At 69.3% G+C, this 22,542-nt stretch carries 22 protein-coding genes and 1 other RNA gene; 18 read left to right on the top strand and 5 right to left on the bottom strand.

Going from position 1 to position 22,542, the window contains the following annotated elements; all coding sequences use genetic code 11:
• The first annotated feature begins 35 nt into the window (after positions 1-35).
• From D7X32_RS13435 to D7X32_RS13380, 12 genes are all read left to right on the top strand, one after another.
• The gene (locus D7X32_RS13435) at positions 36-1,241 is read left to right on the top strand and encodes a phage major capsid protein (protein WP_120602936.1); all 1,206 of its coding nucleotides are present in this window, start codon (positions 36-38) and stop codon (positions 1,239-1,241) included.
• 39 nt (positions 1,242-1,280) lie between these two features.
• Positions 1,281-1,715 (top strand): hypothetical protein, encoded by a 435-nt coding sequence (locus tag D7X32_RS13430; RefSeq protein WP_120602935.1) that lies wholly within the window; start codon positions 1,281-1,283, stop codon positions 1,713-1,715.
• A gap of 85 nt (positions 1,716-1,800) precedes the next feature.
• Positions 1,801-2,457, top strand: coding sequence for a hypothetical protein (locus tag D7X32_RS13425; protein ID WP_120602934.1), 657 nt, complete (start codon positions 1,801-1,803; stop codon positions 2,455-2,457).
• Positions 2,457-2,777, top strand: a complete 321-nt coding sequence (locus D7X32_RS13420; protein ID WP_120602933.1) for a hypothetical protein — start codon at positions 2,457-2,459, stop codon at positions 2,775-2,777. The genes D7X32_RS13425 and D7X32_RS13420 overlap by 1 nt, the downstream gene beginning before the upstream one ends.
• On the top strand, positions 2,777-3,181 hold the full coding sequence (locus D7X32_RS13415) for a minor capsid protein (RefSeq protein ID WP_120602932.1): 405 nt from the start codon (positions 2,777-2,779) through the stop codon (positions 3,179-3,181). Before D7X32_RS13420 ends, D7X32_RS13415 begins: the two co-directional genes overlap by 1 nt.
• Positions 3,182-3,222: 41 nt before the next feature.
• Positions 3,223-3,657, top strand: a complete 435-nt coding sequence (locus tag D7X32_RS13410) for a hypothetical protein (protein WP_244238989.1) — start codon at positions 3,223-3,225, stop codon at positions 3,655-3,657.
• A 13-nt stretch (positions 3,658-3,670) separates the two neighbouring features.
• A complete protein-coding gene (locus D7X32_RS13405; RefSeq protein ID WP_120602930.1) occupies positions 3,671-4,129 on the top strand; it encodes a phage tail tube protein in 459 nt (152 codons plus the stop codon).
• 46 nt (positions 4,130-4,175) lie between these two features.
• The gene (locus D7X32_RS13400; protein WP_120602929.1) at positions 4,176-4,568 is read left to right on the top strand and encodes a phage tail protein; all 393 of its coding nucleotides are present in this window, start codon (positions 4,176-4,178) and stop codon (positions 4,566-4,568) included.
• Positions 4,569-4,582: 14 nt separating this feature from the next.
• Entirely contained in the window at positions 4,583-4,804 is a 222-nt protein-coding gene (locus tag D7X32_RS13395) for a hypothetical protein (RefSeq protein ID WP_147450136.1), read from the top strand.
• A gap of 18 nt (positions 4,805-4,822) precedes the next feature.
• A complete protein-coding gene (locus D7X32_RS13390) occupies positions 4,823-7,432 on the top strand; it encodes a phage tail tape measure protein (protein WP_120602927.1) in 2,610 nt (869 codons plus the stop codon).
• Between the two features lie 27 nt (positions 7,433-7,459).
• Entirely contained in the window at positions 7,460-8,287 is an 828-nt protein-coding gene (locus D7X32_RS13385) for a hypothetical protein (RefSeq protein WP_120602926.1), read from the top strand.
• Position 8,288: 1 nt separating this feature from the next.
• On the top strand, positions 8,289-10,703 hold the full coding sequence (locus D7X32_RS13380; protein ID WP_120602925.1) for a fibronectin type III domain-containing protein: 2,415 nt from the start codon (positions 8,289-8,291) through the stop codon (positions 10,701-10,703).
• Positions 10,704-11,136: 433 nt separating this feature from the next.
• Here the strand turns inward: D7X32_RS13380 and D7X32_RS13375 are convergent, their stop codons facing one another.
• Positions 11,137-11,358, bottom strand: coding sequence for a hypothetical protein (locus tag D7X32_RS13375; RefSeq protein WP_120602924.1), 222 nt, complete (start codon positions 11,356-11,358; stop codon positions 11,137-11,139).
• 36 nt (positions 11,359-11,394) lie between these two features.
• Entirely contained in the window at positions 11,395-11,679 is a 285-nt protein-coding gene (locus D7X32_RS13370; RefSeq protein WP_120602923.1) for a hypothetical protein, read from the bottom strand.
• Between the two features lie 194 nt (positions 11,680-11,873).
• Between D7X32_RS13370 and D7X32_RS13365 the strand changes: the two genes are divergently transcribed.
• Both D7X32_RS13365 and D7X32_RS13360 read left to right on the top strand, forming a co-directional pair.
• Complete coding sequence (locus tag D7X32_RS13365; protein ID WP_147450135.1) at positions 11,874-12,695, top strand: hypothetical protein; 822 nt, start codon at positions 11,874-11,876, stop codon at positions 12,693-12,695.
• Positions 12,696-13,243: 548 nt separating this feature from the next.
• Positions 13,244-13,543, top strand: a complete 300-nt coding sequence (locus D7X32_RS13360) for a helix-turn-helix domain-containing protein (RefSeq protein WP_120602921.1) — start codon at positions 13,244-13,246, stop codon at positions 13,541-13,543.
• Positions 13,544-13,797: 254 nt separating this feature from the next.
• Here the strand turns inward: D7X32_RS13360 and D7X32_RS13355 are convergent, their stop codons facing one another.
• Both D7X32_RS13355 and ssrA read right to left on the bottom strand, forming a co-directional pair.
• Positions 13,798-14,346 (bottom strand): hypothetical protein, encoded by a 549-nt coding sequence (locus tag D7X32_RS13355; RefSeq protein ID WP_147450134.1) that lies wholly within the window; start codon positions 14,344-14,346, stop codon positions 13,798-13,800.
• A 435-nt stretch (positions 14,347-14,781) separates the two neighbouring features.
• Positions 14,782-15,145: a transfer-messenger RNA gene (ssrA, locus tag D7X32_RS13350) on the bottom strand.
• A 158-nt stretch (positions 15,146-15,303) separates the two neighbouring features.
• Between ssrA and D7X32_RS13345 the strand changes: the two genes are divergently transcribed.
• From D7X32_RS13345 to D7X32_RS13335, 3 genes are all read left to right on the top strand, one after another.
• On the top strand, positions 15,304-16,311 hold the full coding sequence (locus D7X32_RS13345) for a zinc-dependent alcohol dehydrogenase family protein (protein ID WP_120602919.1): 1,008 nt from the start codon (positions 15,304-15,306) through the stop codon (positions 16,309-16,311).
• Positions 16,312-16,418: 107 nt separating this feature from the next.
• A complete protein-coding gene (locus tag D7X32_RS13340; protein WP_120602918.1) occupies positions 16,419-17,783 on the top strand; it encodes a M16 family metallopeptidase in 1,365 nt (454 codons plus the stop codon).
• Positions 17,783-19,372: a M16 family metallopeptidase gene (locus tag D7X32_RS13335; protein WP_120602917.1), complete on the top strand. Its 1,590-nt coding sequence runs from the start codon at positions 17,783-17,785 to the stop codon at positions 19,370-19,372. Before D7X32_RS13340 ends, D7X32_RS13335 begins: the two co-directional genes overlap by 1 nt.
• Before the next feature lie 21 nt (positions 19,373-19,393).
• Here the strand turns inward: D7X32_RS13335 and D7X32_RS13330 are convergent, their stop codons facing one another.
• A complete protein-coding gene (locus tag D7X32_RS13330) occupies positions 19,394-20,416 on the bottom strand; it encodes a DUF3616 domain-containing protein (RefSeq protein ID WP_120602916.1) in 1,023 nt (340 codons plus the stop codon).
• A 197-nt stretch (positions 20,417-20,613) separates the two neighbouring features.
• Here D7X32_RS13330 and D7X32_RS13325 point away from each other — a divergent pair, with 197 nt between their 5' ends.
• Complete coding sequence (locus D7X32_RS13325) at positions 20,614-22,536, top strand: OmpA family protein (protein ID WP_120602915.1); 1,923 nt, start codon at positions 20,614-20,616, stop codon at positions 22,534-22,536.
• Positions 22,537-22,542: the final 6 nt, after the last annotated feature.

Below are 22,542 nucleotides of genomic sequence, written 5' to 3'. Positions count from 1 at the left end.
CCCCGCAGTCCCTTTCCGACTTCCGGAGCCACACCATGAAGAACAAGACGAAGCCGAAGCCCGGCACCACGGCCGCCACTCCGCCCGCAGCGCCTGCCCTCCCCGAGTCCCTCCAGCGCGCGGTGGACGCGGCCGCCGTGAAGGCTGCCGAGGCCGCCATCGCCTCGCGTCCCAACCCCGTCGCCCCGGGCCCGGTGACGTCCGGCGCGAAGGACCTGCAGATGGATCCGCCCGAGGGCCGCACCGCGCAGGCCCGCCTGGGCGTCCTCATCAAGGCCAACTACGTCCGGAGCGCCGAGCGGCTCGGCATCGCGAACCGGCCGGGCCTGGAGAAGCTCAAGGCCTACGTGGAGCGCTGCAAGTCGGTGGGCGTCTTCGGCAGCATCTTCGAGCAGGGCGGCGCCCTCTACTCGCGCGAGACGCGCTCCGAGGAAGTCATCGAGCTGCTGCGCGAGGACGCCATCCTCCTGGCGGCCGGCGCGCGCACCGTCTCCGGCTACGGCGGCAAGTTCACCATCGGCCGCATCAACCAGGGCCCCACCGTCTACTGGGTGGGCGAGTCCCAGGCGCCGGAGAAGTCCGACGTGAAGACGGGCACCGTCGAGCTGGGCGCGCACAAGGCCATGGCCCTGGTGCCCATGTCCAATGACTTGATGCGCCTGGGCAACAGCACCGCCTCCGCCGACGTGGGCCGCGAGGTGACGCAGGCCATGGCGCTGGAGACGGACCTGGCGGGCCTCTACGGCAAGGGCGCGAAGAAGCCCACCGGCATCTTCGAGCTGGTGCCCAACGCCAGCAAGAATGCCATCACCGGCACGACGGCGGAGAACATCCGCAACGACCTGAAGCTCAAGCTCATCAAGCCGATTCTGGCCTCGAAGCTGAAGCTGGCGGGCAACCTGCCCTTCTACTTCATGGACTCGGCCAACCACCTCTACCTCTCGGAGCTGCGCGACAGCGCGGGCTACGTCTTCCCGGGCCTCCAGGACTTCGAGAATCCGCGCCTCAACGGCTTCCCGGTGAAGGTGACGGAGTCACTGGCGGGCAAGGAGCACATCGGCTTCGGCCTGGCGGCGCAGCTGTACTACGGCGAGGCCTCGGCCATGGACGTGACGGTGGGCGAGTCCACCGGCGACTTCGAGGCGGACCAGATGACGCTGCGGGCGGTGTGGGAGGGCGACTGGGCCCTGCGCCACCGGCAGGCCTTCGCCTTCCTCACGGGCGCCAACTACGGCGGGTAGTCCGCGCGCCGCCTCTCCAACCTCAACCAGGACAGCCCCATGCACCCGACGCGCAATAACATCGGCGCCTTCATCCACGCGGCCAACCTCTCGCATGCCCCGGCGGCCAACGCCGCGGGCACGCGCAACGGCGCCGCCTTCGCCTTCGGCACCTACCGCAGCCTCGTCCTCTCCGTCGTCACGGGCGCGGCCGCCAACGGCCCCAGCTCCTTCACCGCCACGTACAAGATGCAGACGAGCGCCGACGGCACCACGTGGACGGATGCGAAGAACCGTGACGGCGCCGCCGTCAGCCTCACCGTCACCACCGCGAGCACCGCCGCGGAGCTGGACGTGGACCTCCAGGAGGTGGTGCCGGCCGCGCATGACCGGCTCCGCTTCGTGGAGACGGTGGACCTCACCGGCGGCGCCACACCCACGCTGCTGATCGGCGCCACCGTCATCTTCGGCGGTGGCCAGACGCTTCCCGTGTAGCGGCGGGCACGCCCTCCCCTCCCGTGCCTGCTCGGGCCGGGGCGGCCTCGCGCCGCCCCGGCCCTCTTTCTGCCCCGAGGTGCCTATGCCTGCCGTCGAGGACCTGCTCACCGCCGCCCAGCTGCCCGCCACCGTGCGCGACGCGGCCGACCCCGAGCGCCTGCCGCTGCTCATCACCGCCGCGTCCCTGACGCTGGCCGCGCACGTGGGCTACCCGCTTCACCGGCGCATGGGCGTGGTGGAGTCGGTGGCCAGCGCGGGCGGGCGCTACCTCTGGCTGCGCTCCGGGGGCGTGCGCCAGGTGACGCGCGTGGAGGTGTGCGGCGTGGAGCTGCCGGCCGCCGCGTACGCGCTGGAGTCCGCCGTCATGGGCCGGGTGCTGGCGCGCGGCGAGGCGTGGCCCTTCACCGGCCGCTACTCGCCCGGCGTCTCCTCCACCCCGCTGCACGTGGAGGACACGGGCGAGCTCGTCGTCACCTACGACGCGGGCTGGGTGACGCCCGGCCAGGCCGCCCTGGACACCGCGCTGCAGGTGGACCTGCCGGCGGACCTCCAGCTGGCGGCGCAGATGGTGGTGGGCGCGCTGGTGCACGGGGACGGCGCCGAGGAGGCCGTCTCCGAGTCCATTGGCGGCACCTCCCTGACGCGCGCCACGGACGAAGACGGGCAGCTGCCGGCGGTGCCCGCCCGCGCGCGGCGCCTGGTGGCCCGGTACCGCCGCCCGCGCCAGGGAGCGGCGTGATGCTGCTGGGCCACCGCCTCAAGCAGCGCTTCGGCCTGGCGCGGCTGCTGGGCGTCAACGACCGCGGGCAGGAGGACTTCTCCGCGCCCACCGAGCACGCCTGCCGCTACGAGGGCAGCACGAAGCGCCTCGTCACCTCCGACGGCACCGACGCCACTTCGGAGGCCGTCCTCTTCACCACGGTGGAGGTGAAGCCCGGGGATGCCCTCTGGCTGCCGGGCACCACGCCGGGCGACCTCAACACGCGGCGCCGGCCGCTGCGTGTCACCCCGTGCCCCAACATCCGCGGGGAGACGGACCACTACGAGGTGTACGTCTGATGGGTGCCGAGCTGCACGACGTCGAGCTGCACGTGGTCCAGGTGCTGGACGCGGCCGCGCTGGGCGTCTCCCGGACGTCGTCCCCGCCCAGCCTCTACACGGGCCCCCTGCCCGCCACCGCGCCGCCCCAGGCGGTGGCCGTGCGCGAGGTGCCGGGCGACGCGCCCGAGGACTACCTGGGCACGGGGCGCAGCTACCTCCAGCCGGACGTCCAGGTGCTGGTGCGCGGCCTCACGTACCTGGAGGCCCAGGCCCTGGCCCGGCGCTGCTGGAGCGCGCTGCACCTGGCCGCCGTGCCCAGCTACGTCTCCTGCCGCGCGCAGGGGCAGCCCGCGTACCTGGGCGAGGACGGCAACCACCGCCACCGCTTCGTCTTCACCATCACCCTCAGCTATGCGGCCTGACGCCGGACGGCCACCCCTTCTCATGGGACATGCCCGTCCGCGTGAAGCTCGACCTCGCCCCGCTCCTCAAGCTGCGCCAGCAGCCGCAGCGCGTGCTGCGCAAGCTGGAGAAGCCCTGTTACGCGACCGTGCGCCACGCGCTGGACCTCTCCCTGTTCGACGTGCCGCGCGGGGACCGCTCCGTCGAGTACGACGAGCACGGGAACGAGATGCCTTCGGAGCGCCCGCTCGCGGAGACCGGCTTCCTGGACGGGCCCGAGTACCACCTGGACCGGCGCCTCTCCGTCACCTGGGTGGCGGGCTATGCGCACCACGCCGCCGGCGCCATCCATGAGGGCGTGCATTGGGACCGGGACATCGTCAACCCGGAGCCGCACTTCCTCAAGAAGGCCTTCCGCCGCAGCCGCACCATCGGCCGCAAGGGTGTGAAGGCGGCCCTTGAGCAGGCTTTGAAAGAGATGTTCCCCCCGAAGTGAAAGGAATTGAGTCATGGCTGGAGAGCCCGAAGTCCTCTACGCGCAGCGCATCCACTTCACCGCCACGCCCACGGCCACCCTCGTGAACCTGGAGGACGGCACCGTCGAGGCGCCCGCCACCGAGTTGGACGGCATCAGCGAGTGCAGCGTCGCCACGGCCGTCGACAGCGTGGACGCGAACTACTTCGGCAGCGACGGATTCAAGCGCAACCTCGCCACGCTGCGCGGCCTCACCCTCAACGTCAGCGGGCACCGCATCAAGGGCAACGCCGCGCAGGACTTGATGGAGACGCACATGCTCTCCGGGCAGGTGGGCTACCTGCACGTCATCAAGGACGAGGACGCGACCGCCGGCCAGCGCGGGGTGCGGTACGCGGTGAGGGTCATGTCCTTCGACAGCGGCGGCCCGTCCTCCGACGTGGACAAGCTGACGTGCTCGCTCACCGGCCAGGGCGCCCCCGTCAAGGTGTAGCCGCCCCTTCTGTTCCACCGCAGGACTCTTCTCGGAGAAGACAGACATGAGCGAGACACCCGTCTACCGCAAGCCCATTGGCACCGCCCGGAAGTTCATCAAGCGCCTCGTCATCGACGGCGCCGACTACGACCTCTGCGAGCCGTCGGCCGGAGACAAGACCCTGGTGCTGAAGCTGAGCAAGGAGGCTGGGGAGATCGACGCGGACCGCAACCCCACCAGCGAGGACGCCGGCATCTACTTCCTGGCCCGCGTCGCCATCGCCTGCCTGTACCACCCGGGCGGGCGGCGCCGCGTCTTCGAACTGGGCAGCCGGGAGGACCTCGAGGCCGTGAAGCTGGAGCCGTGGCTCCTCGACTCCGCGACGGCGTTCACGTCCAGCTTCGGCGGCAAGACGGTGGAGGAGGAAAAGGGAAACTCCGAAGCCACCCCGAGCTGAATGCCATCTACGGGGTGGCGAAGATGATGCACCGCTCGCCGGCAGAGGTGAGCACCTGGCCCTGGTCCGACATCGTGCGCCTGCTCGCGTACAGCGAGCTGGAGCGCGAAGAGTTCGACCGCCGCGTCCAGAACCCTCAGCACTCCGCCGCGTCGCCCACCCGGGCGCATGCGAGCGGCCCTACCACCAACACCACCGTCTACCGCTTCGGCCCGAGGCCCGCGCCGAAGCGGTAGCAGTCCTGGAGTCATGCCGTGGCCCTGAAGGTTGGAGACCTCTACGTCGCCGTCACCGCGACCATCGGCGAGGCCGTGGCGTCGCTGGGCAAGCTCGTGAAGCACGCGGAGAAGGTCACCAAGCAGGTGAAGGAGGCGACCGAGCCCATCGGGAACATCGGTGCCGTCGTCGCCGCGGGCATCGCCGCCGCCGTTGCGGCCGCCGCCGAATCCAATGCGGCGATGAAAGAGCAGACCGAGCACATCAAGGCGCTGCTCATCACGCTCGCCGCCGAACTCGGGGACCTCTTCGCGCCCCTGGTGAAGAAGGTCGCCCACGTCATCGAGCAGGTGGTGGCGAAGCTCCAATCCCTCTCGCCCGAAACGAAGCGAGGAGTGGCCAGCATGGCCGCGTGGGTGGCCGGGATGGGCCTCGGCATCGGCGCCGTGGGCAAGCTGGCGGGGACCATGGAGGGCCTCTTCAAGGGGTTCGGCATCTTCCTGGAGATGAGCAAGTCCGTCCTGCCCGTCTTCACCCATCTGGGCGTGGGCGCGGGCAAGGCCCTTCAGTCCCTCCAAGCGCTGGCGCAGGTGGACATCGGCAAGGCGCTGGCCGGCATGAAGTCCGGCGTCGGAGGGCTGGGCTCCGCAGTGGCGGACTTCACAACGTCCGTCCCGTCCCTCCTCGGCAGCGTTGGGCGGATGGCCGTCAGCTTCGCGGCTGCCGCCATCCCCATCCTGGCCGTCGTCGCCGCGCTTGCGGGCATCGCTCTGCTCGTCGGAAGCGTCTACAAGTCATGGGGGGACATCAAGTACCTGGCCAAGGAGGCCTGGAGCTCGATGGCCCAGTCCGTCTCCGAGATGATGGCTGGCCTGAGCGACCTGGGCACGAGGCTAGCGAACATCTTCCGCCTCGCCTTCAGCGCAGTGGCTGGAACTGTCGAGGCCATGGTGGACCGCTCTCTCGACTTCGTCGCCTTCCTGGTGCGAGGTACCGCCCGCATCCTCCGTCCCATTGCCGAGGCAGCCAAGATGCACGGCATCGCGGGCGCGCTGCGGCCGATGGAGGACCTCACGGGGAAGAAGCTCAAGGAGGACATCAAGGCCGCGTTGGGCGCCGTCAAGTCTGCCGCCACCGAGGGTCTCGACAAGGCGACGTCGGAGTTGAACAAGGGGGCCGTGCTCCTGGCGACGAAGGCTGCCGACGGGGCGAAGGAGGCTGCGGGAGCCGTAAAGGACACGGTGGGCTTCGGGCTGGAGCACGCCACCTCTGGCATCAAGGACCTGGTCGCGGCGGTCCTCAACTCGAAGACGGTGGAGGAGTGGACGGGCAAGATGAGCGAGCTGAAGTCCCTGCTCGACTCGCTCTTCGACGGGGACGCCAAAGCAAAGCTGCGCGCAGCGGACGATAATGGGATTGAGGTGTCTGCCGCAGGGCACAAGGGAACAGAGCATTTCGCGGAGCGCCTGCGCGGCGGGTTGGGCTCTCCGGCCATGGCAGCCTACGCCAAGCTGATGGAGGACAACGCCAAGGCCCTCGCTGAGTCCATTCGCAAGGCCGCCGAGGAAGCCGCCGCCGCTGCAGCTGCTGCGAAGGCGGACCTGCTCTACGGATTCCTCGGACGCCTCGGGGAAATCAGCGGCATCATCGACTCCGCGAAGAAGGGGTTCGAGGCCGGCGGATGGTGGGGCGCGCTCCTGGCTGCCATCGGAGAGCTGGTGATGGGATCCGACGAAATGGCCGAGGCCATCGATGTCCTCAACGGCATCATCAAGATGTTGAAGGACCTCTTCGGCGCCGCCGCCACCGGCCTCGACACCGTCATGGGCGCGGTCGGCTACCTGGTGTCCGTGGTCGTGGAGGTCGTGCAGCCGACGATGGAGGCGATGGGCGAGGCGATGGAGTCCATCGCTCCCATCATCGTCCTGGTGGGCATGGTGCTGAGGATGCTCGCGCCCGCGTTTCAAGCAGTGGGCAAGGCGACGGCGTGGCTCCTCGACAACGTCCTCAAGGGCCTATTCCAGGTGTTGCGCTACGTGGCCATCGCCATCCTCTACGTCATCAAGGGCCTGGGCTCCGCGTGGAACGGCATCGTCAGCGCGGTGCAGTGGGTGTTCAGGAAGCTGGGCGACATCAGCATCCTGGGCGCGCATCCGCTGGGCTTCCTCAAGGGGTGGGCCAATTCGATGGAGTCCGCGAAGGTGGACACGGAGTCCCTGGCTCGGAGCATCCAGGAACTGGAGGGCCTGACGTGGGACGCGGCCATGGCCAAGGCGAAGGAGACGGCCGAAGTGTTGAAAAACCGCGATGCCCTTGAGGACGTGAACGAGGCGCTCACCAACGTGCCTGACTTGTGGAAGGTGGCCCTCCGGCGCTTCGACTCGCAGGACGAGCAGGACGGGCCGAACACGTCCACCGGGGGCGCCGCGCCGGCGCCGTCCACGCCTCCGCCGTCGCCCTCGGGTGGGGACACGGTGACGGCGCCGGAGACGTCGCGCGCTTCGCCGCTCGGCTTCATCTTCAACATCACTGGCTTCGACATCGAAGAGGCCATGGAGGAGGCCCAGAAGCGCGCCGAGGACATTCAGCGGCGCTTCGGCATCCGTCTCTACGGGACGACGGCCCCCGTCTCTTCCCGGTACACGTAGCGCCTGGCCCGCCCCTTCTCATGGGGCATGGCCTATCTCACCCTCAGCGGCATCGAGGTGCGGTGCTCAGCCGCCAAGGGACTCACGCAGAAGCCCACTCTGCTGGGCCCGCGTGTGCGGACGTTCCGCGGCTGGGCGCAGAGCGGTGCCCGGGCGCGCGTCTACACCTGGTCCGCCGGCACGCCACTCATGCCGATGACCGAAGCGCAGGCGCTGCGCCGCCTCATCGACGGCGACGGGCACAGCTGGGACTTCGCGGCGGCGACCGTCAACGCCTTCACCTCTAGCAAGGGGCTGGTGGCTTCCAGCCTCAACGGCGTGCCACAGGCGGGCACCGCCATCGCAGGACGCTGGGGCTATGGCGCAATGTTTCTGAACCCCGGCGAGGAAGTGGCGTGGGTGGTAGGCGCCCGCCCGGACTGCACCGTCGGCTTCTGGGTTCGCGCCGGTGTTTCTGGTCCATGGAGTCACGTTGTCGCGCGCTTCCAGCCCGACGTCCTCCACATCAACGGCAGCGAGCTGGGCATCGTCGATGACATGGAGGGCGAGGTGGGGCTCTTCGTCTCGATTGGCGAAGGCGTGCTGACCGTGAGCGCCGCAGCCGACGTCGCTGTGAGCGACCTCATCTATTTGCCTTACACGGTGCCGGCCGCGTGGGTGCCCCAGTGGGCCACCGCGACGGCGCCCTTCGGCCCGTTGCCGTACCACACCGCGGCGGGCACCGGACTGCCCGGGCCCTGCCGCGTGCTGGGCCAGGCGGGTGACGCGCAGGCGGTGGAGTACGACGAGGACGGCGCGCGGGTGCAGGGCCAGTACATGGATTTCGAGTTGATGCAGCAACCGGAAGACATCTGACATGCGCTCCCTCTCCGCGGCTGACGCCGCCGCCATCTCCTGTCCCGCAGGCTTCGCCTCGCACCTGCGCGTGCTCGTGCAGCGCGGCGCCACGTGGACGGACCTCTCCACGCTCCTGGCCGGGGACTACCTGCTGGGCGCGAGCTGGTCGTACAGCATCGAGGCGCCGGTGTCCGATGCCACCGTCACCGTCGTCCGCAACGGGCCCGACGGGAAGCGCCTCAGCCTCTCACCGCTGGTCGTGGGCAGCGCTCACAACACGGCGGGCGGCACCTTCCAGCCGCTGATTCGCGAGGGTGCGTATCTCCGCATCGAGGTGGCGACGGTGCCGTTGGACACGCGCCGCGCGCACGTGCCCAGCGGCAGCTGGCGCGAGGTGTGGCGCGGCCGCATCGACGAGGTGGACGCGGGCGGGGACGAACTGCGCGTCACCGGGCGCGACCTCGGCGGGCTGCTACAGGACACCTGGGCGGAGGTGGAGCGCCAGTACGGCAGCACCGCCGGCACGCCCGTCCAGTCCGTCATCCAGTCCATCCTCAACGACAACGGCATGAGCAGCTACGGGCTCTACACGCCCGTGAACCCGAGCAGCGTGCGCGGGCCCTACATCCAGAAGCGGGAGCCGCTCCTGGATGCGGTGCGCTTCTTGGCGGGGCAGATTGGCTGGGACGTGCGCATGCGCTGGCGCGAGGACGCGGGCGCTTTCGCGCTCACCCTCTGGTCGCCGGACCGGCTGACGGACACGCCCGTGGCCACCTTCGGCCCGGACAACGTGCTGGAGCTGGGCGAGCTGAAGCGCAACCTGGAGCACATCCGCAACGTGGTGGAGGTCGTCTACTCCGACAAGGCCGACAAGGACGCCACCGGCACGAAGAAGCGCAAGACGGTGACGGCGACCAGCGCCACCAGCGTCGCGCTCTACGGACGCCGGTGGATGCAGGTGGCGGAGGGCGCGTCCTCGCTCATCGACACCCAGGCGGAGGCGCAGCGTCTGGCGGACGCGGCCATCGCGGACTTGTCCGAGTCGGCGCTCAGCATGTCGCCGACGCTGCCGGGCATTCACTGGTACCTCCAGGAGGCGGACCTGGTGCAGGTGCTGCCGGATGGCGTGCACTTCGACGCGGCCCAGCGCCTGGGCATCGTCTCCGCTGACTTCGAGTGCGCGACCAACGGCGAGGCACGGACGACGCTCCATCTCCAAGGGCGCCCCAGCACGAGCCGCGCGGAGTGGATGGAGCGCGACGCGCGTCCTGGCGTCGCGCCGTCCGCTCCCTTCACGGGGCCGGCGGCGCCGAGCGGGTTGACGGTGACGAACACCGTCAACGGCTTCAGCCTCGCGTGGACCCCCGCGGCGGACGGCACGCCCTGGGACTCCTACGAGCTGCACATCAGCAGCTCGCCCAGCTTCACGCCGTCGGCGGCCACGTACCGGGCGAACAGCCGTGCCACGCGCTTCGAGGTGGCTGACCTGGTGGCGGGCCGTGCGTATTACGCACGCGTCATCCCTCGCGATGTGAAGGGCAACGCGGGCCCGACCAGCTCGGAGGTAACGCTGGCGCCCAGGTACGTCGCGCCGTCCATGCTCCTGCCCACCGTGACGTACGCCATCCTGCCGCTCAACGCGGACTTCGAGGCGCTCAGCAACCCCGACTCGCCGCCGGATGGCTGGGGTGTCTCGGGTGGCGTGTGGAACGTGGACGCATTCGATGGAGCTGGAGGCTCCGCCATCTACTCCGGTGTCCGCTCCGTCTGGCTCGCGCCCACGCTGGCGGCGACGCTGCTGGCGTCGCAGGTGTTTGCCATCCGCCCCGGGGACCTGATTGCCGCCAGTGCGATGGTGCGAGGGGGGAGCGAGTCGATTTCAAACCCCACGTTCAAAGGCATCCTGCTCATCCGCTGGCTGACCGATACGTTCGGGTTCGCCGGGGCCGTGGTCGTGGACGAGCTCCAGCTCAACGGCAGCTCGTGGCAGGAGCTGGGCCGCGGCGTCACGATGACGGCGCCAGGCACTGCCCGGTATGCGCAGCTCTTCGTCGGCAAGAGCACCGCGCAGGCGTACACCTGCCACGTGGACTCGGCGCGAGTGACGTTCCAGCCTCGCCCACCGGACTATCAGCAAGCGGTAATGATTGCCGCCTCTGGCTGGGTAGGTGTCGGCGCTCCGCGAAACCCGAACTTCTACAAGAACATCGCCGGGGACGTCGTCCTGGGAGGCGCGATGCGGTCCGGCACCATGGGGAGCGCGGCCTTCGTGCTGCCGGTCGGCTACCGCCCCCTCAATGAGCAGCACCTGCTGGTGGACTGCGGCACCCTCTTCGGCCGCGTGCGCGTCACCTCCGACGGCGCCGTGACGCCCATCTCCGGCAGCACGTCAGAGTTCAACCTCGACGGCGTGAGGTTCCGCCAGGAGGCGTGAGGATTACTCCCGAATTTCAGTCACTCGCCCATCGCGGAAGGTCACCAGCTTCTCGCCCGCGCACTGAACGGGTTGGTTGCCCTCGGTTAGGAACTCGCGGACGCGACGTGGGCACTTCGAGCAATACATCCATCGAGCCTTCTGTCCTTCGGCGGTTGTCTCGGTTTTGGACTCACAGGGCTTCCCCCACGAAGCGCGAACTGCATCCTGTGGCATGCCAACCTCGACACGCCGCAGCCTGACGGCCTGCAGCTCCTCAAACGAGACATCGGTGCGCTTGAGGTACTTGGAGCGTTCGCTCGGCCGACACGACATCACGCAGCAACCGACAGCCAGTACAGCAACGACTACCACAACGCGGGACATGCCCCCTCCAGGCGAAGAGTGCCCAGCCGTAGCACGGCCCCTGTCCTCTTTGGCACCTGACAAGCGTTCAGCCGTCATGCAGTCCCAGGCTGCACACCCGGCCGTAGCTCATGACGAAGGTCGGGCCGCCGCAGGTGGGGCAGAGCTCCTCGGGGGGTAGCTCGCGCGGCGGCGGAGGGCTCGGGTCGGCCTTGCCCTGGATCCGGGCGAGGTCGCGCAGGTAGTCCGCGCGGACCTGCCGGTGACGCTGCAGCTCGGGTGACGGCTTCCTGGGTCGGCGGTGACGCATCAGCCCTCCTCCGCAGAGGAAGGGGCGACGCCGGATCTACCGCCGCTTCTTCTCCCGGGCCGCGAGGGCTTCCTCCAGCAGCCGGACCGCAACCTCGTCGGGCCCGAGCCGTTCGCTGGCCGCCAGCGAACGCACAGTGTCGGAATGCTTCGAGAGGCAGTCGTACACGCTGAAGCCTAGGAGCATCGCCTTGACGCGGGCGCTGTTAACGGAGCGCAGCCGCTCCGCTTCCTTCATGGCCTTCGCGCGCTCACCAAGAGAGGCAGGGGCGCGCATGCTGAACTGGTCGTCGAACTTCTCTTCTTCGGGCTCGAACAGCATCGGCACCTCCGTATGCGGGCGCCATTTGTATCCCCATCTGAATCCCACTCGCAACCCAAGCCTCTTGACCTGAATCCCGTATGGGATACATTTTGGCGTGTTCGGTCCCTCGGAGAGGATCCGACCACCACGACATCAGGCGACCACGCGCGAGGCGGCATATGCGGCAGGCGGAGAATATCTGGCGGGGCCCGGTGTCGGTGTCCTTGCGCAGTGGGGGCAGCAACACGAAGGCCTCGCGCGCGGGAAGCCATGAGCGACCGCTCGACATCATCATCCGCCGTTACCGGCGCATCCTGCTGGGCCGCCTATACCAGGTGCGCGACGCGAAGACGGGCGCCCCGTCGCTCGACCTCCATGCCACGGGACGGAACCCGGACTTCCACCCGGACGTGGACGTGGACATGGTCGTCTCCGCGCGAGCAGCTACGGAGGATGCGCCCTCGCGCGTCCGTGTCCGGCTGGCCAACGTGTCGGAGGACGCATCCGACGCGGACGTGGCGCGCGTCGCGGAGGGCGCCTTGAGCCTCGCCAAGGCGATGGTGCAGTCCACCTGCACGCGCAGCGAACTGGCCGCCACCATGGCGCACCTTCGCGCCCCAGCTCGGCCCCGCGGTCCCATCCTGCGCTCGCGCAGGCACTGGAGGAGAGCCCGGCGGGTGCTCGCACGGACCTGGAGCAACACGCTGACGAGCGGCTACGTATCCGTCGTCCTCGCGGGCGCCGCCATCCTGGGCTCCATCATGATGCCGAGCGGAGCCTCGGGGCCGACGCCGGCGCGACCACCGCACGTGCCCATTGGCCTCGTTCTCGCGGCCTCGACGCCTGATGCGCCCGAAATGTCGATTGAGGTCCCAAAGCGCCCACTCAAGGGCCAGAAGACGAAAGACTGCGACCCCGATGCCAGCGAGCGACTGATCAACGGGGCGTGTTGGGTTGCCACCGACCGACAAGCTCCGTGCGGCGACAAGCAGTATGAGCACAAGGGCAAGTGCTACCGCCCCGCCGGCATGTAGTGCGCCCGTCTTCCGCGAGATGCCCACTTGCGCGGCTGCCTGACTGGTGTTACCCCTTTTGAGGTATTGCGTAGTTCCAGCGGTCCGCTGAAGCAGTGACCTAAGCGGTGGATCGCCTCCCAAATCGAGCTTGGCCTCCGCCTTCGTGCGGCCGGCTACCAGAAAAGGCCGGTGCACCCGAGTGATGTCGGGACACCCGCCCTCCGGTGCTCCGTCGGCGTTTCTTAGGTCCGTCGGCGGAGCACCTCTTTGTTTCTGGGTGGGGTTCGCATGGGTCACGCAGGGCACGACGACCATCCCAACGCCAACGCCAGCCCCAGCGTCTCGGCATCCGTGCCGTCTCGCGAGCGAGACGCATGTCTCTTCATGAGACGACCTGACATCAGTGCCCTTCTGCACGCCGCTGGCGCGGGAGTTGCTCAACGCGCGCGTGGCTGGGAGCACGCCAATGCCTGCGAACAGCTGCGGACGAGGCTTCGACCTCTAGGGTCGTTGCTCATCTTCTCGACCTATCATCTTGTTCAGTATCGTCCGAGCGGGGGAGTTCGATGACCGAAGTACAGCTGGAGAGCATCATCCGGAGGGTGCTCCGCGAGGAGTTGAGCGCTGCCCCCGGGACAACAGGAGACCTCCTCACCGTTACCCAGGCCGCCGCGCTCGTGAGCTACGGCGTCACCAGCATTCGTCGATGGCTCCGCGACGGGACACTGAAGCGGTACGGCGAGGGCCGCAACGTGAGGGTCAGTCGGCGACAACTCTTGGAGGTGATGGCACGGGAGCCTGGAGAGGCGACGTCCGACGTCGATATTGAACGGCTGGCGGACAAGGCGCTCGGGCGGGCCGGCTGATGAGCGGGGAGATCTACCAGCGCGCCGACTCCCCTTTCTGGTGGGTCTGGTTCTACGACGCCACAGGTGTTCGCAGGTACAAGTCCTCCAAGAGCAAGGACGAAACGGTGGCGCGCAAGCTGCTGGCGACCATTGAACGGAAGGTGCGCGCGGAGAAGGAGAGCGGACTCGCGGGTGCGGGCTTGGGTCCCATCACCGTCCGGCGGTACGCCGAGCGCTGGCTGAACGAGCGACGGGCGAGGGGGGTTGCCTCCTCAGACTCCGACGAAGACCGCCTGCAGCACGCGCTCCCACTCATCGGCGACATGCTCCTGAGTGAGGTGCGGCCCAGGCATGTCCTTCAGCTCGTCCGAGCGCTGGAGGCCAAAAAGACTGTGCAGGGCAAGAGGAAGCTCGCCCCTCGCACCATCCTGCACATCTACGGTGCGCTGCGGGTGATGTTCAGCGACGCACTCACGGAGGAGCTCATCGCGGCGACGCCGTGCGTTCTGAAGCAGCGCCGCGGGGAACTGCCGAAGAAGCTGGACCGAGACCCGACGTGGCGTCGAGAAGCGGTGTTCACGCGCGAAGAAGTGCTGATGCTTGTCACTGACCAGCGCCTCCCGGAGCGGCACCGCGTCCTCTACGCGCTGGAGAACCTGGGCGGCCTGCGGGTCAACGAAATCAGCCCGCGGCGGTGGCGCGACTACCTGCCCGGCACCACCCCGCTGGGCAAGCTCGTCGTGGACACCAGCTATGCCTCGAAGCGGAAGGTGCTGAAGGCGGCGACGAAGACGGGCGTGGTGCGCGAGGTGCCCGTCCACCCTGCCCTGGCGCAACTCCTAGCGGCCTGGCACGCGGAGGGGTGGGCACGGCAGTACGGCCGCCCGCCGGAACCCGAGGACTTCATCGTCCCGTCCGTGGATGGCGGGCTGCTCAGCTCGTCCTCCAGCTACAAGCGCCTCTTGGAGGACCTCGAACTGTTGGGCCTGCGCCGCCGCCGGCAGCACGATGCCCGTCGGACGTTCATCTCCCTGGCAATTGGGGATGGAGCGCGGAAGGAGCTGCTCCGCTGGGTCACCCACGGGCCCGAAGGCGACATCGTGGATGCCTACACCACGCCGCCCTGGCACGTGCTGTGCGAGCAGGTCGCGATGCTCAAGCTCACCCTCCCCGAGGGGCTGCTGCCCTCGGGGAGCGCGGTCGCTGTTACGTCGGTGTTACGTCAGGAGAAACACTCAATGGATACGGCAACTTCTATGTGGAGGCGGAGGGAATCGAACCCTCGTCCGAAAGCCGTCGGCTCTTTGACCCTACGTGCGTAGTCCGCGATTTGCTACGTCACCTGGACTCCCACGGACGGGATTCCCGATGCCGGTCCTGGAAAGATCTCGCCGCCTCGGGCCCAGGCACCCTTGGCAGCCAGTCCGCATTATGACGGCCCATCCCCACCCCACGGACCGAGAGCAGGGGGACCGCGCACTAGAGACTGCTAGTTAGGCAGCCAGCGCGAGCTCAACGTTGTCGTTGGCTTTTGTGTTGTTGTCGGCGGTTTTACGAGCACCCAACAAGCTCGGCACGCGTCTCGAACGTCATTGCCCCCGTCGAAGCCAGGTCGCCCCCGGTTCGATGTACGTCATGCGGCCACCGCTGCTCCGCACTCGACCTACATTAACCGCTGAACGCCCCCCGTCAATCCTCCTGAATGCACGGAGGTCGCTCCGGCAACATCCCCCTCCCTGCCTGCCCCACGGGCAGCCCCTCCTTCCGGAGTCACACCCATGCAGGCGTACGAGCTCCAGCACACCACCGGCTCCTCCAGCTGGAACCTCGTGGAGACGCCCCAGCCCCAACCGGGCCCCGGCCAGGCGCTCGTCCGCATCCACGCCGTCTCCCTCAACTACCGCGACCTCATCATCGCCCGCGGCACCTACCCGGGCCTGAAGCTCCCGCTCATCCCCTGCTCCGACGGCGCCGGACAGGTCGTCGCCGTGGGCCACGGCGTCACCCGCGTGAAGGTCGGCGACCGCGTGTCCCCCACCTTCTTCCAGGTCTGGACCGACGGTGAACGCACCCCGGAGAAGGTCGCCCACGCGCTCGGCGGCGGCATCCCCGGCGTCCTGTCGGAGTACGTCTGCCTGGACGCCGAAGGGCTCGTCGTCCTCCCCGACTGGCTCTCCTACGAGGAGGGGGCCACCCTCCCTTGTGCCGCCGTCACCGCCTGGAACGCGCTCGTCCCCCAGGGCGGCCTCAAGGCCGGGCAGACCGTGCTCGCGCAGGGCACCGGCGGCGTGTCCATCTTCGCCCTCCAGTTCGCCCGCCTCCTCGGCGCCCGCGTCCTCATCACCTCCAGCCAGGACGCCAAGCTCCAACGCGCGAAGCAGCTGGGCGCGGACGGGCTCATCAACTACCGCCAGACGCCGGACTGGGAGAAGGCCGTGCTCACCCTCACCGGCGGCCAGGGCGTGGACCATGTGCTGGAGGTGGGCGGCGCGGGCACGCTGCCCCGCTCCGTCGAGGCCACGAAGGAGGGCGGCCACATCGCGCTCATCGGCCTGCTCACCGGCGCTCCCGGCAAGCCGGACATCCGCACCACCAGCACCCGGCACCTGCGCGTCGTCAGCACCTACGTGGGCAGCCGCGAGATGTTCGAGGACATGCTCAAGGCCATGACGCAGGAGAAGACCCGGCCCGTCATCGACCGCGTCTTCCCCTTCACCCAGGCCCGCGAGGCCCTGCGCCACATGGAGTCCGGCGGCCACTTCGGGAAGATCGTCATCACCGTGTGAGGCGCGGCTCTGGTGCGCAGGTGACACGCGCTTTCAGAAAGCCTCCCCCACCCGGCCTACCTCCGGCGTAACGTCCCGCGCTTTCCCGGCACCGAAAGGGTCCGCGCATGCGCCGCCTGTTGCCCCTCCTGCTGCTGCTCCTGATGCCGGTGCTTCCGGCGTCCGCCGAGCCGCCTCCAGACGCCTCCCGCTTCTTCCCCTACACGCTGAACACGACGCGCCTGCCCAACGGGCTCACCGTGGTGCGCGTGCCGTTCAACTCGCCCGGCATCGTCGCGTACGTCACCGCCGTGCGCGTGGGTTCGCGCAACGAGGTGGAGCCCGGCCGCACCGGCTTCGCCCACTTCTTCGAACACATGATGTTCAAGGGCACGAAGGCGAACCCGGAGGGCCAGCGCGAGCGCATCCTCGGCGGCTACGGCTTCGACGACAACGCGTTCACCACCGACGACATCACCGTGTACCAGGTGTACGGCCCCACCGCCGGCCTGGAGAAGCTCATCGCGCTGGAGGCGGACCGCTTCCAGAACCTGGAGTACTCCGAGCCCGCCTTCCAGACGGAGGCGCTCGCGGTCCTGGGCGAGTACCACAAGAACGCCGCCGGCCCGGACCTCAAGCTGGAGGAGTCCCTGGCGAAGACGGCCTTCACGCGCCACACGTACCAGCACACCACGCTGGGCTTCTACGAGGACATCCAGGCCATGCCCAAGGCGTACGCGTACAGCCGCTCGTTCTTCGAGCGCTGGTACACGCCCGCCAACACCACGCTCTTCATCGTCGGTGACTTCAACGACGCGCAGGTGGTCTCCCAGGTGACCCAGGCCTACGGCGGCTGGACGCGCCAGCCCACCAACGTCACCATCCCCACCGAGCCCCCGCAGACGAAGGCCCGCTCCGTCCACGTGGACTGGCCGCAGCCCACCCAGCCCCGCCACGTGCTCGCGTGGCACACGCCCGCCGCCCGCGCGGACACGGCCGACGCCGCCATCCAGTCCATCCTCGCCGAGTACCTCGTGGGCGACACCAGCCCCGCGTACAAGGAGCTGGTGCTGGAGAAGCAGTACGTGGAGTCGCTGAACGTCTACAACACGCCCCACCGCGACCCGTACCTCTTCCCCATCGACGCCACCCTCCAGGACGAGCAGCACCGCGCCGCCGTGGACGCCGTGCTGCGCCGCGAGGTGAAGGCCGTGGCCGGCGCCCCAGTGGATGGCGCGCGCTTGAAGGCCATCCAGGACCACCTGCGCTACGGCCTCTTGATGGACCTGGAGACGCCGCGCGACGTGGCCATCGACCTGGCCCTCTACGCGGGCGTGATGGGCCGCCCCGACGCGCTCGCCAGCTACCTGAAGATGCTGGGCAGCGTGACGCCCCAGCAGATCACCCTGTTCGCGAGGAAGTACCTCGAGGACACCAACCTCACCGTCCTCACCCTCACCCCCAAGGCCACCGCCGCCGGAGGGACGCCGTGATGAAGACCCGCGCTACCGTGTCGCTCGTCCTGGCCGCCGCGCTGTCCCTGGCCGGCTGCGCCCACAAGCCCCATCCGGAACCCCCGCCACAGAACCCGCCCGGGGAGCCCGTGCCGCCCGAGCCGGGCGGCGTGCCCGCGGTGCCGCTGAAGCAGCCGCAGCCGATGCAGTTGGTCGTGCAGGCCCGGCCGGACACGCCGATCGTCAGCGTGCGGCTCGTCTTCCACACGGGCTCCATCGACGACCCGAAGGGCAAGGAGGGACTCACCGCCCTCACCGCGAAGCTGATGGCGGAGGGCGGCACGCAGAGGCTCACCGCCGCGCAGCTGCTGGAAGCGCTCTACCCCATGGCCGCCGAGCTCAAGGTCGTCACCGACAAGGAGATGACCACCCTCTCCGGCCGCGTCCACCAGGACTTCCTGCCCGCGTTCCTGCTGCTCTTCACGGACACGCTGATTCAGCCGCGCTTCGACCCCGCGGAGTTCGAGCGCCTGCGCGCCAACGCGCTCAACGCCGTACGCAACGGCCTGCGCAGCGAGGACGACGAGACGCTCGGCAAGGTGGGCCTGGACGCGCTGCTCTACGCGGGGCACCCGTACGCCCACTACACCGGCGGCACCGTGCAGGGGCTCCAGTCCCTCACGCTGGAGGACGTGAAGGCGCACGCGCGCCGCGTCTTCACGCAGGACCGGCTGGTCATCGGGCTGGCGGGCCCGGTGGACGCGAACATCCAGCAGACCGTCACCACGCGCCTCTCCGCGCTGCCCGCCACGGGAGCGCCCCGGGTGGAGCTGCCCACCGTGAAGTCGTCCGCGGGGCGCACGCTCATCCTCCAGAAGCCCACGCTCTCCACCGCCGTGAGCATGGGCTTCGTCACGCCGCTGCGCCGGGGCGACCCGGACTTCTTCCCGGTGGCGTTCGCGCTGTCGAACCTGGGGGAGCACCGCCAGTTCATCGGCGTGCTCTTCAACGAGCTGCGCGAACAGCGCGGCCTCAACTACGGCGACTACGCCTACGTCGAGCACTTCATCGAGGACCGGGGTAACGGCACGTTCAACCGCACCAACCTGGTGCGCACGCAGCAGGACATCTCCCTCTGGCTGCGCCCCGTGGTGCCCGCCAACGGCGTGTTCGCCACGCGCGGCGCGGTGTACTTCCTGGAGCGGATGTCGAAGGAGCCGCTCAGCCCGGAGCGCTTCAACCTGGTGCGCGGCTTCCTCCAGGGCTACTCGCGCCTGTGGGAGCAGACCGACCAGCGCCGGCTGGGCTACGCCATCGACTCGCTCTACTACGGCACGCCGAACTTCCTGGATGCCTACCGCGACGCGCTGACGCAGATGACGCCGGAGTCCGTGCAGGCCGCCGTGCGCCGGCAGCTCCAGTCGGAGAAGCTGGCGTTCGTGTTCGTCACGGAGGACGCACAGGGGCTGGCGCAGAAGCTGAAGTCCGGCGCGCCCTCGCCCATCACCTACGCGTCACCCAAGCCGCCGGAGCTGCTCAAGCTGGATGAAACCATCATCCAGCAGAAGCTGCCGGTGCGTCCGGACGCCATCCAGGTCGCCCCGGCCGCGGAGTTCATGGAGCGCTGAAGTCCGCGCCCCTTCCGGCGCTCAGGGGCTTTCCGGCAACGCCGTCCACACGCCGCGGAAGCGCTTGAGCGCCGGATCCTTCTGGCGCTTGCACTCCACCCCGTCCACCCGCACGGTGCCGTCGTCGCTGAGCAGCAGGATGTCGCCCGACGTGTCCGGCGTGAAGAACGCCTCCGGGTTCACGCCCGACAGGTCCACCGACGTCACCGGCACCGGCGCGTCGTCCCCGCCCTTCCAGGTGAACAGCCGCGAGCGGGCCTCGGAAGCAGTGGCCCCCGCGATGATCAGATAGCGCCCCCGCCACGACGACAGCGAGCGGATGCCCAGCCCGCCCAGCTCCAGCAGCCGGGGCGGCCCGAAGCGCGCGGGCACGCCGTCGCGCACCACCGCCTCCGGGTTCAGGAGCGGCACCACCAGCGCCTTGCCTTGCGTCAGCGGGCTCCGGAAACCAATCAGCATCCCGGGCGCGTCCAGCATCGCCGTCAGCCCTTCGATGTTGAGGCCTCCGGGCTCCTTGGGCGGCAGCGGCTCCGCCTGCGTGAGCCCGTGCGGCGCGAGCTGGGGATCCGCGAGCAGGTCCTCCAAGAGCTGCGTGTACGGCTGCCCGACGACCTGGACGTGCTCGGGGTCTTCCACGCCCGTGGCGAAGAAGCGCAGGCGCGCGGGCTGCTTCTTGCCGGCGCTGTTGCGGCCATGCGACGTGAGCCAGAAGGCCAGGTTGCCCAACCGCGAGCCCGCTTCGATGTCCGTCTCCGGTGCCTTCTTCTTCACCGGCAATTCGAGCGACGGCGACAGGTCCACCGTGCGCAGCGGACGGCCCCCCTTCCGCGCATCGTAGACGCGCAGGATGTTGTCCTCGTCGTCCGCCACGACGAACAGGCCCTGGCCCAGCTCCACCGCGCCGGACGCGTCGCAGCTTCCTTCGAAGATGACCGTGCCTTCGGGCGCCGCGGCCTTCGCGGCCAGCGCGTCGCGCCGCACGTTCGCCTCGCGGGTGCCACAGCCCGCCACCAGGACACAGCCCCACACGAGCCACCGGTTCATGGCCCTTCTTCTCGCTGCTCGCACGGCGTCACGCGCGCCGGGAAACCGGTGGCCCTGCGCGAAGTGTGTCGTAGCGGACAGGATGCGCGGCGGATCCGCGGGCGCTCGGGGTTTGTAGAAATGGCATGAGGCTGTAGCACGCACGCCGAGGGTGGCTTTTCTTCCGGCGGGGGGAGGTGGGTGCTAAGAGCCTCGGTATGCAATGCCCCGACTCCGAACATGTTTCGTGGAGCCGGTCCGCGTGCGGCGCGGCCCTGCGACTCGCGGTCCTGGGCCTGCTGCTCACCACGGCAGCGGCCCACGCCCAACCCGACCCCTTCTCCCGAGGCTTCGACGCGGTCCCCGTGAAGCCCACGGCCGCGCAGTCGAGCGGCATCGCGCTGGAAGGCGCCACCGTGGAACCGGTGGGCAGCTACCGGGGCGCGCTGCTGCTGGACTTCAACTGGCGCATCCTCGCCCTCAAGCTGGGTGACGAGAAGCTGGGGGACCTGATCCCCTACCGGCTGGACGCGCACGTGCTGTTCGCCTACCAGCTGCTGGAGCGGTTGGAGCTGGGCGTGGACCTGCCGTTCACGCTCGTGCAGGGCGACAACTTCTCGCTGCTGGGGGACGCGCTGAACTCGCCGGACTTCCCCGGCGCCGCGGGCGTCAGCAGCACCACGCTGGGCGACATCCGCGTGCTGCCGCGCGTGAGCCTGCTGAACCCGGACCGCTTCCCGCTGGGGCTCGCGTTGGTGGCGGAGGTGCGGCTGCCCACCGGCAGCGCCCAGAGCTTCACGGGTGAAAGCGGCGTGGTGTTCGCCCCGCGCCTGGCCGTGGAGAAGAAGCTGGGCCCCGTGCGCGTGCTGGGCAACGCGGGCGTGCTGGTGCGCCCCGCGGCGCAGTACCTCAACCTGCGCGTGGACGACGAGCTGACGCTGGGCGCGGGCGGCATCGTGGACCTGCCGGACATCAGCCGGCTGCGCGAGGTGAAGGCCACCGCGGAAATGCACCTGCGCACGCCGCTGGCGCGCCCCTTCAACTTCGACCAGGCGGATTCGCTCAAGTCGCCGTGGGAGCTGCTGGTGGGCGCCCGCGCGAAGGTGTGGGGCGACTGGGGCGTGGAGCTGGACGTGGGCCGCGGCCTCAACGTCACCACCGGCTACGGCCGCGAGGCCCTGCGCGTCATGCTGGCGCTGCGCTACGACAAGACCTTCAAGGACGAGGGGCCGGATTCGGACGGCGACGGCGTGCCCGACGTGCGCGACCGCTGCCCCACGCAGCCCGAGGACAAGGACGACTTCGAGGACCAGGACGGCTGCCCGGATCCGGACAACGACGGCGACGGCGTGGCGGACGGCGACGACGCGTGCCCCAGCAAGCCCGGCCCGAAGGAGAACAAGGGCTGCCCGCCGGAGTCGGAGAAGGACACCGACGGCGACGGCGTCATCGACCCGTTGGACAAGTGCCCCACGGTGCCCGGCCTGAAGGACTTCGACGGCTGCCCGGACACGGACTTCGACGAAATTCCGGACGGCGAGGACGACTGCCCCGACGTGGCCGGCCCGCCGGAGAACAACGGCTGCCCGTACGACGCCCCGCCCTACGTGGTGGTGGAGTCGGACCGCATCCGCATCAAGGGCAACATCCTCTTCGAGACCAACTCCGCGGTCATCCAGAAGCAGTCGTACCCGCTGCTGGACGAGGTGGCGACGGTGCTCGTGAAGAACCCCACGCTGGGGCCGGTGCAGATTGAAGGGCACACGGACAACAAGGGTTCGCGCACGCTGAACATGGACCTGTCCAACCGGCGCGCGAAGTCGGTGCTCGACTACCTGGTGAAGAAGGGCATCGACCGCAAGCGCCTCACGTCGCAGGGCTTCGGGTTCGACCGGCCCATCACCACCAATGACACGGCCCTGGGCCGCGCGAAGAACCGGCGCGTGGACTTCAAGCTCGTGAAGTCGGAGATCGAAACCGGACCGAAGGAGACGATCGTGCCCCACGGCCAGCCGCCTCCGCCCGGCACCGAGCCGGTCCCCGGACCGGGCACGCCTCCCGCGACTCCCGAGCCTGGCACCGGCACGCCGCCGAAGCCCCCGGCCACGCCGGACGCGGGCACGCCGGCGGGCAAGAAGTAACGCGGT

The organism is Corallococcus carmarthensis (assembly GCF_003611695.1).
GTDB classification, from domain to species: domain Bacteria; phylum Myxococcota; class Myxococcia; order Myxococcales; family Myxococcaceae; genus Corallococcus; species Corallococcus carmarthensis.
This window is presented reverse-complemented; position numbering and strand designations above follow the sequence as displayed.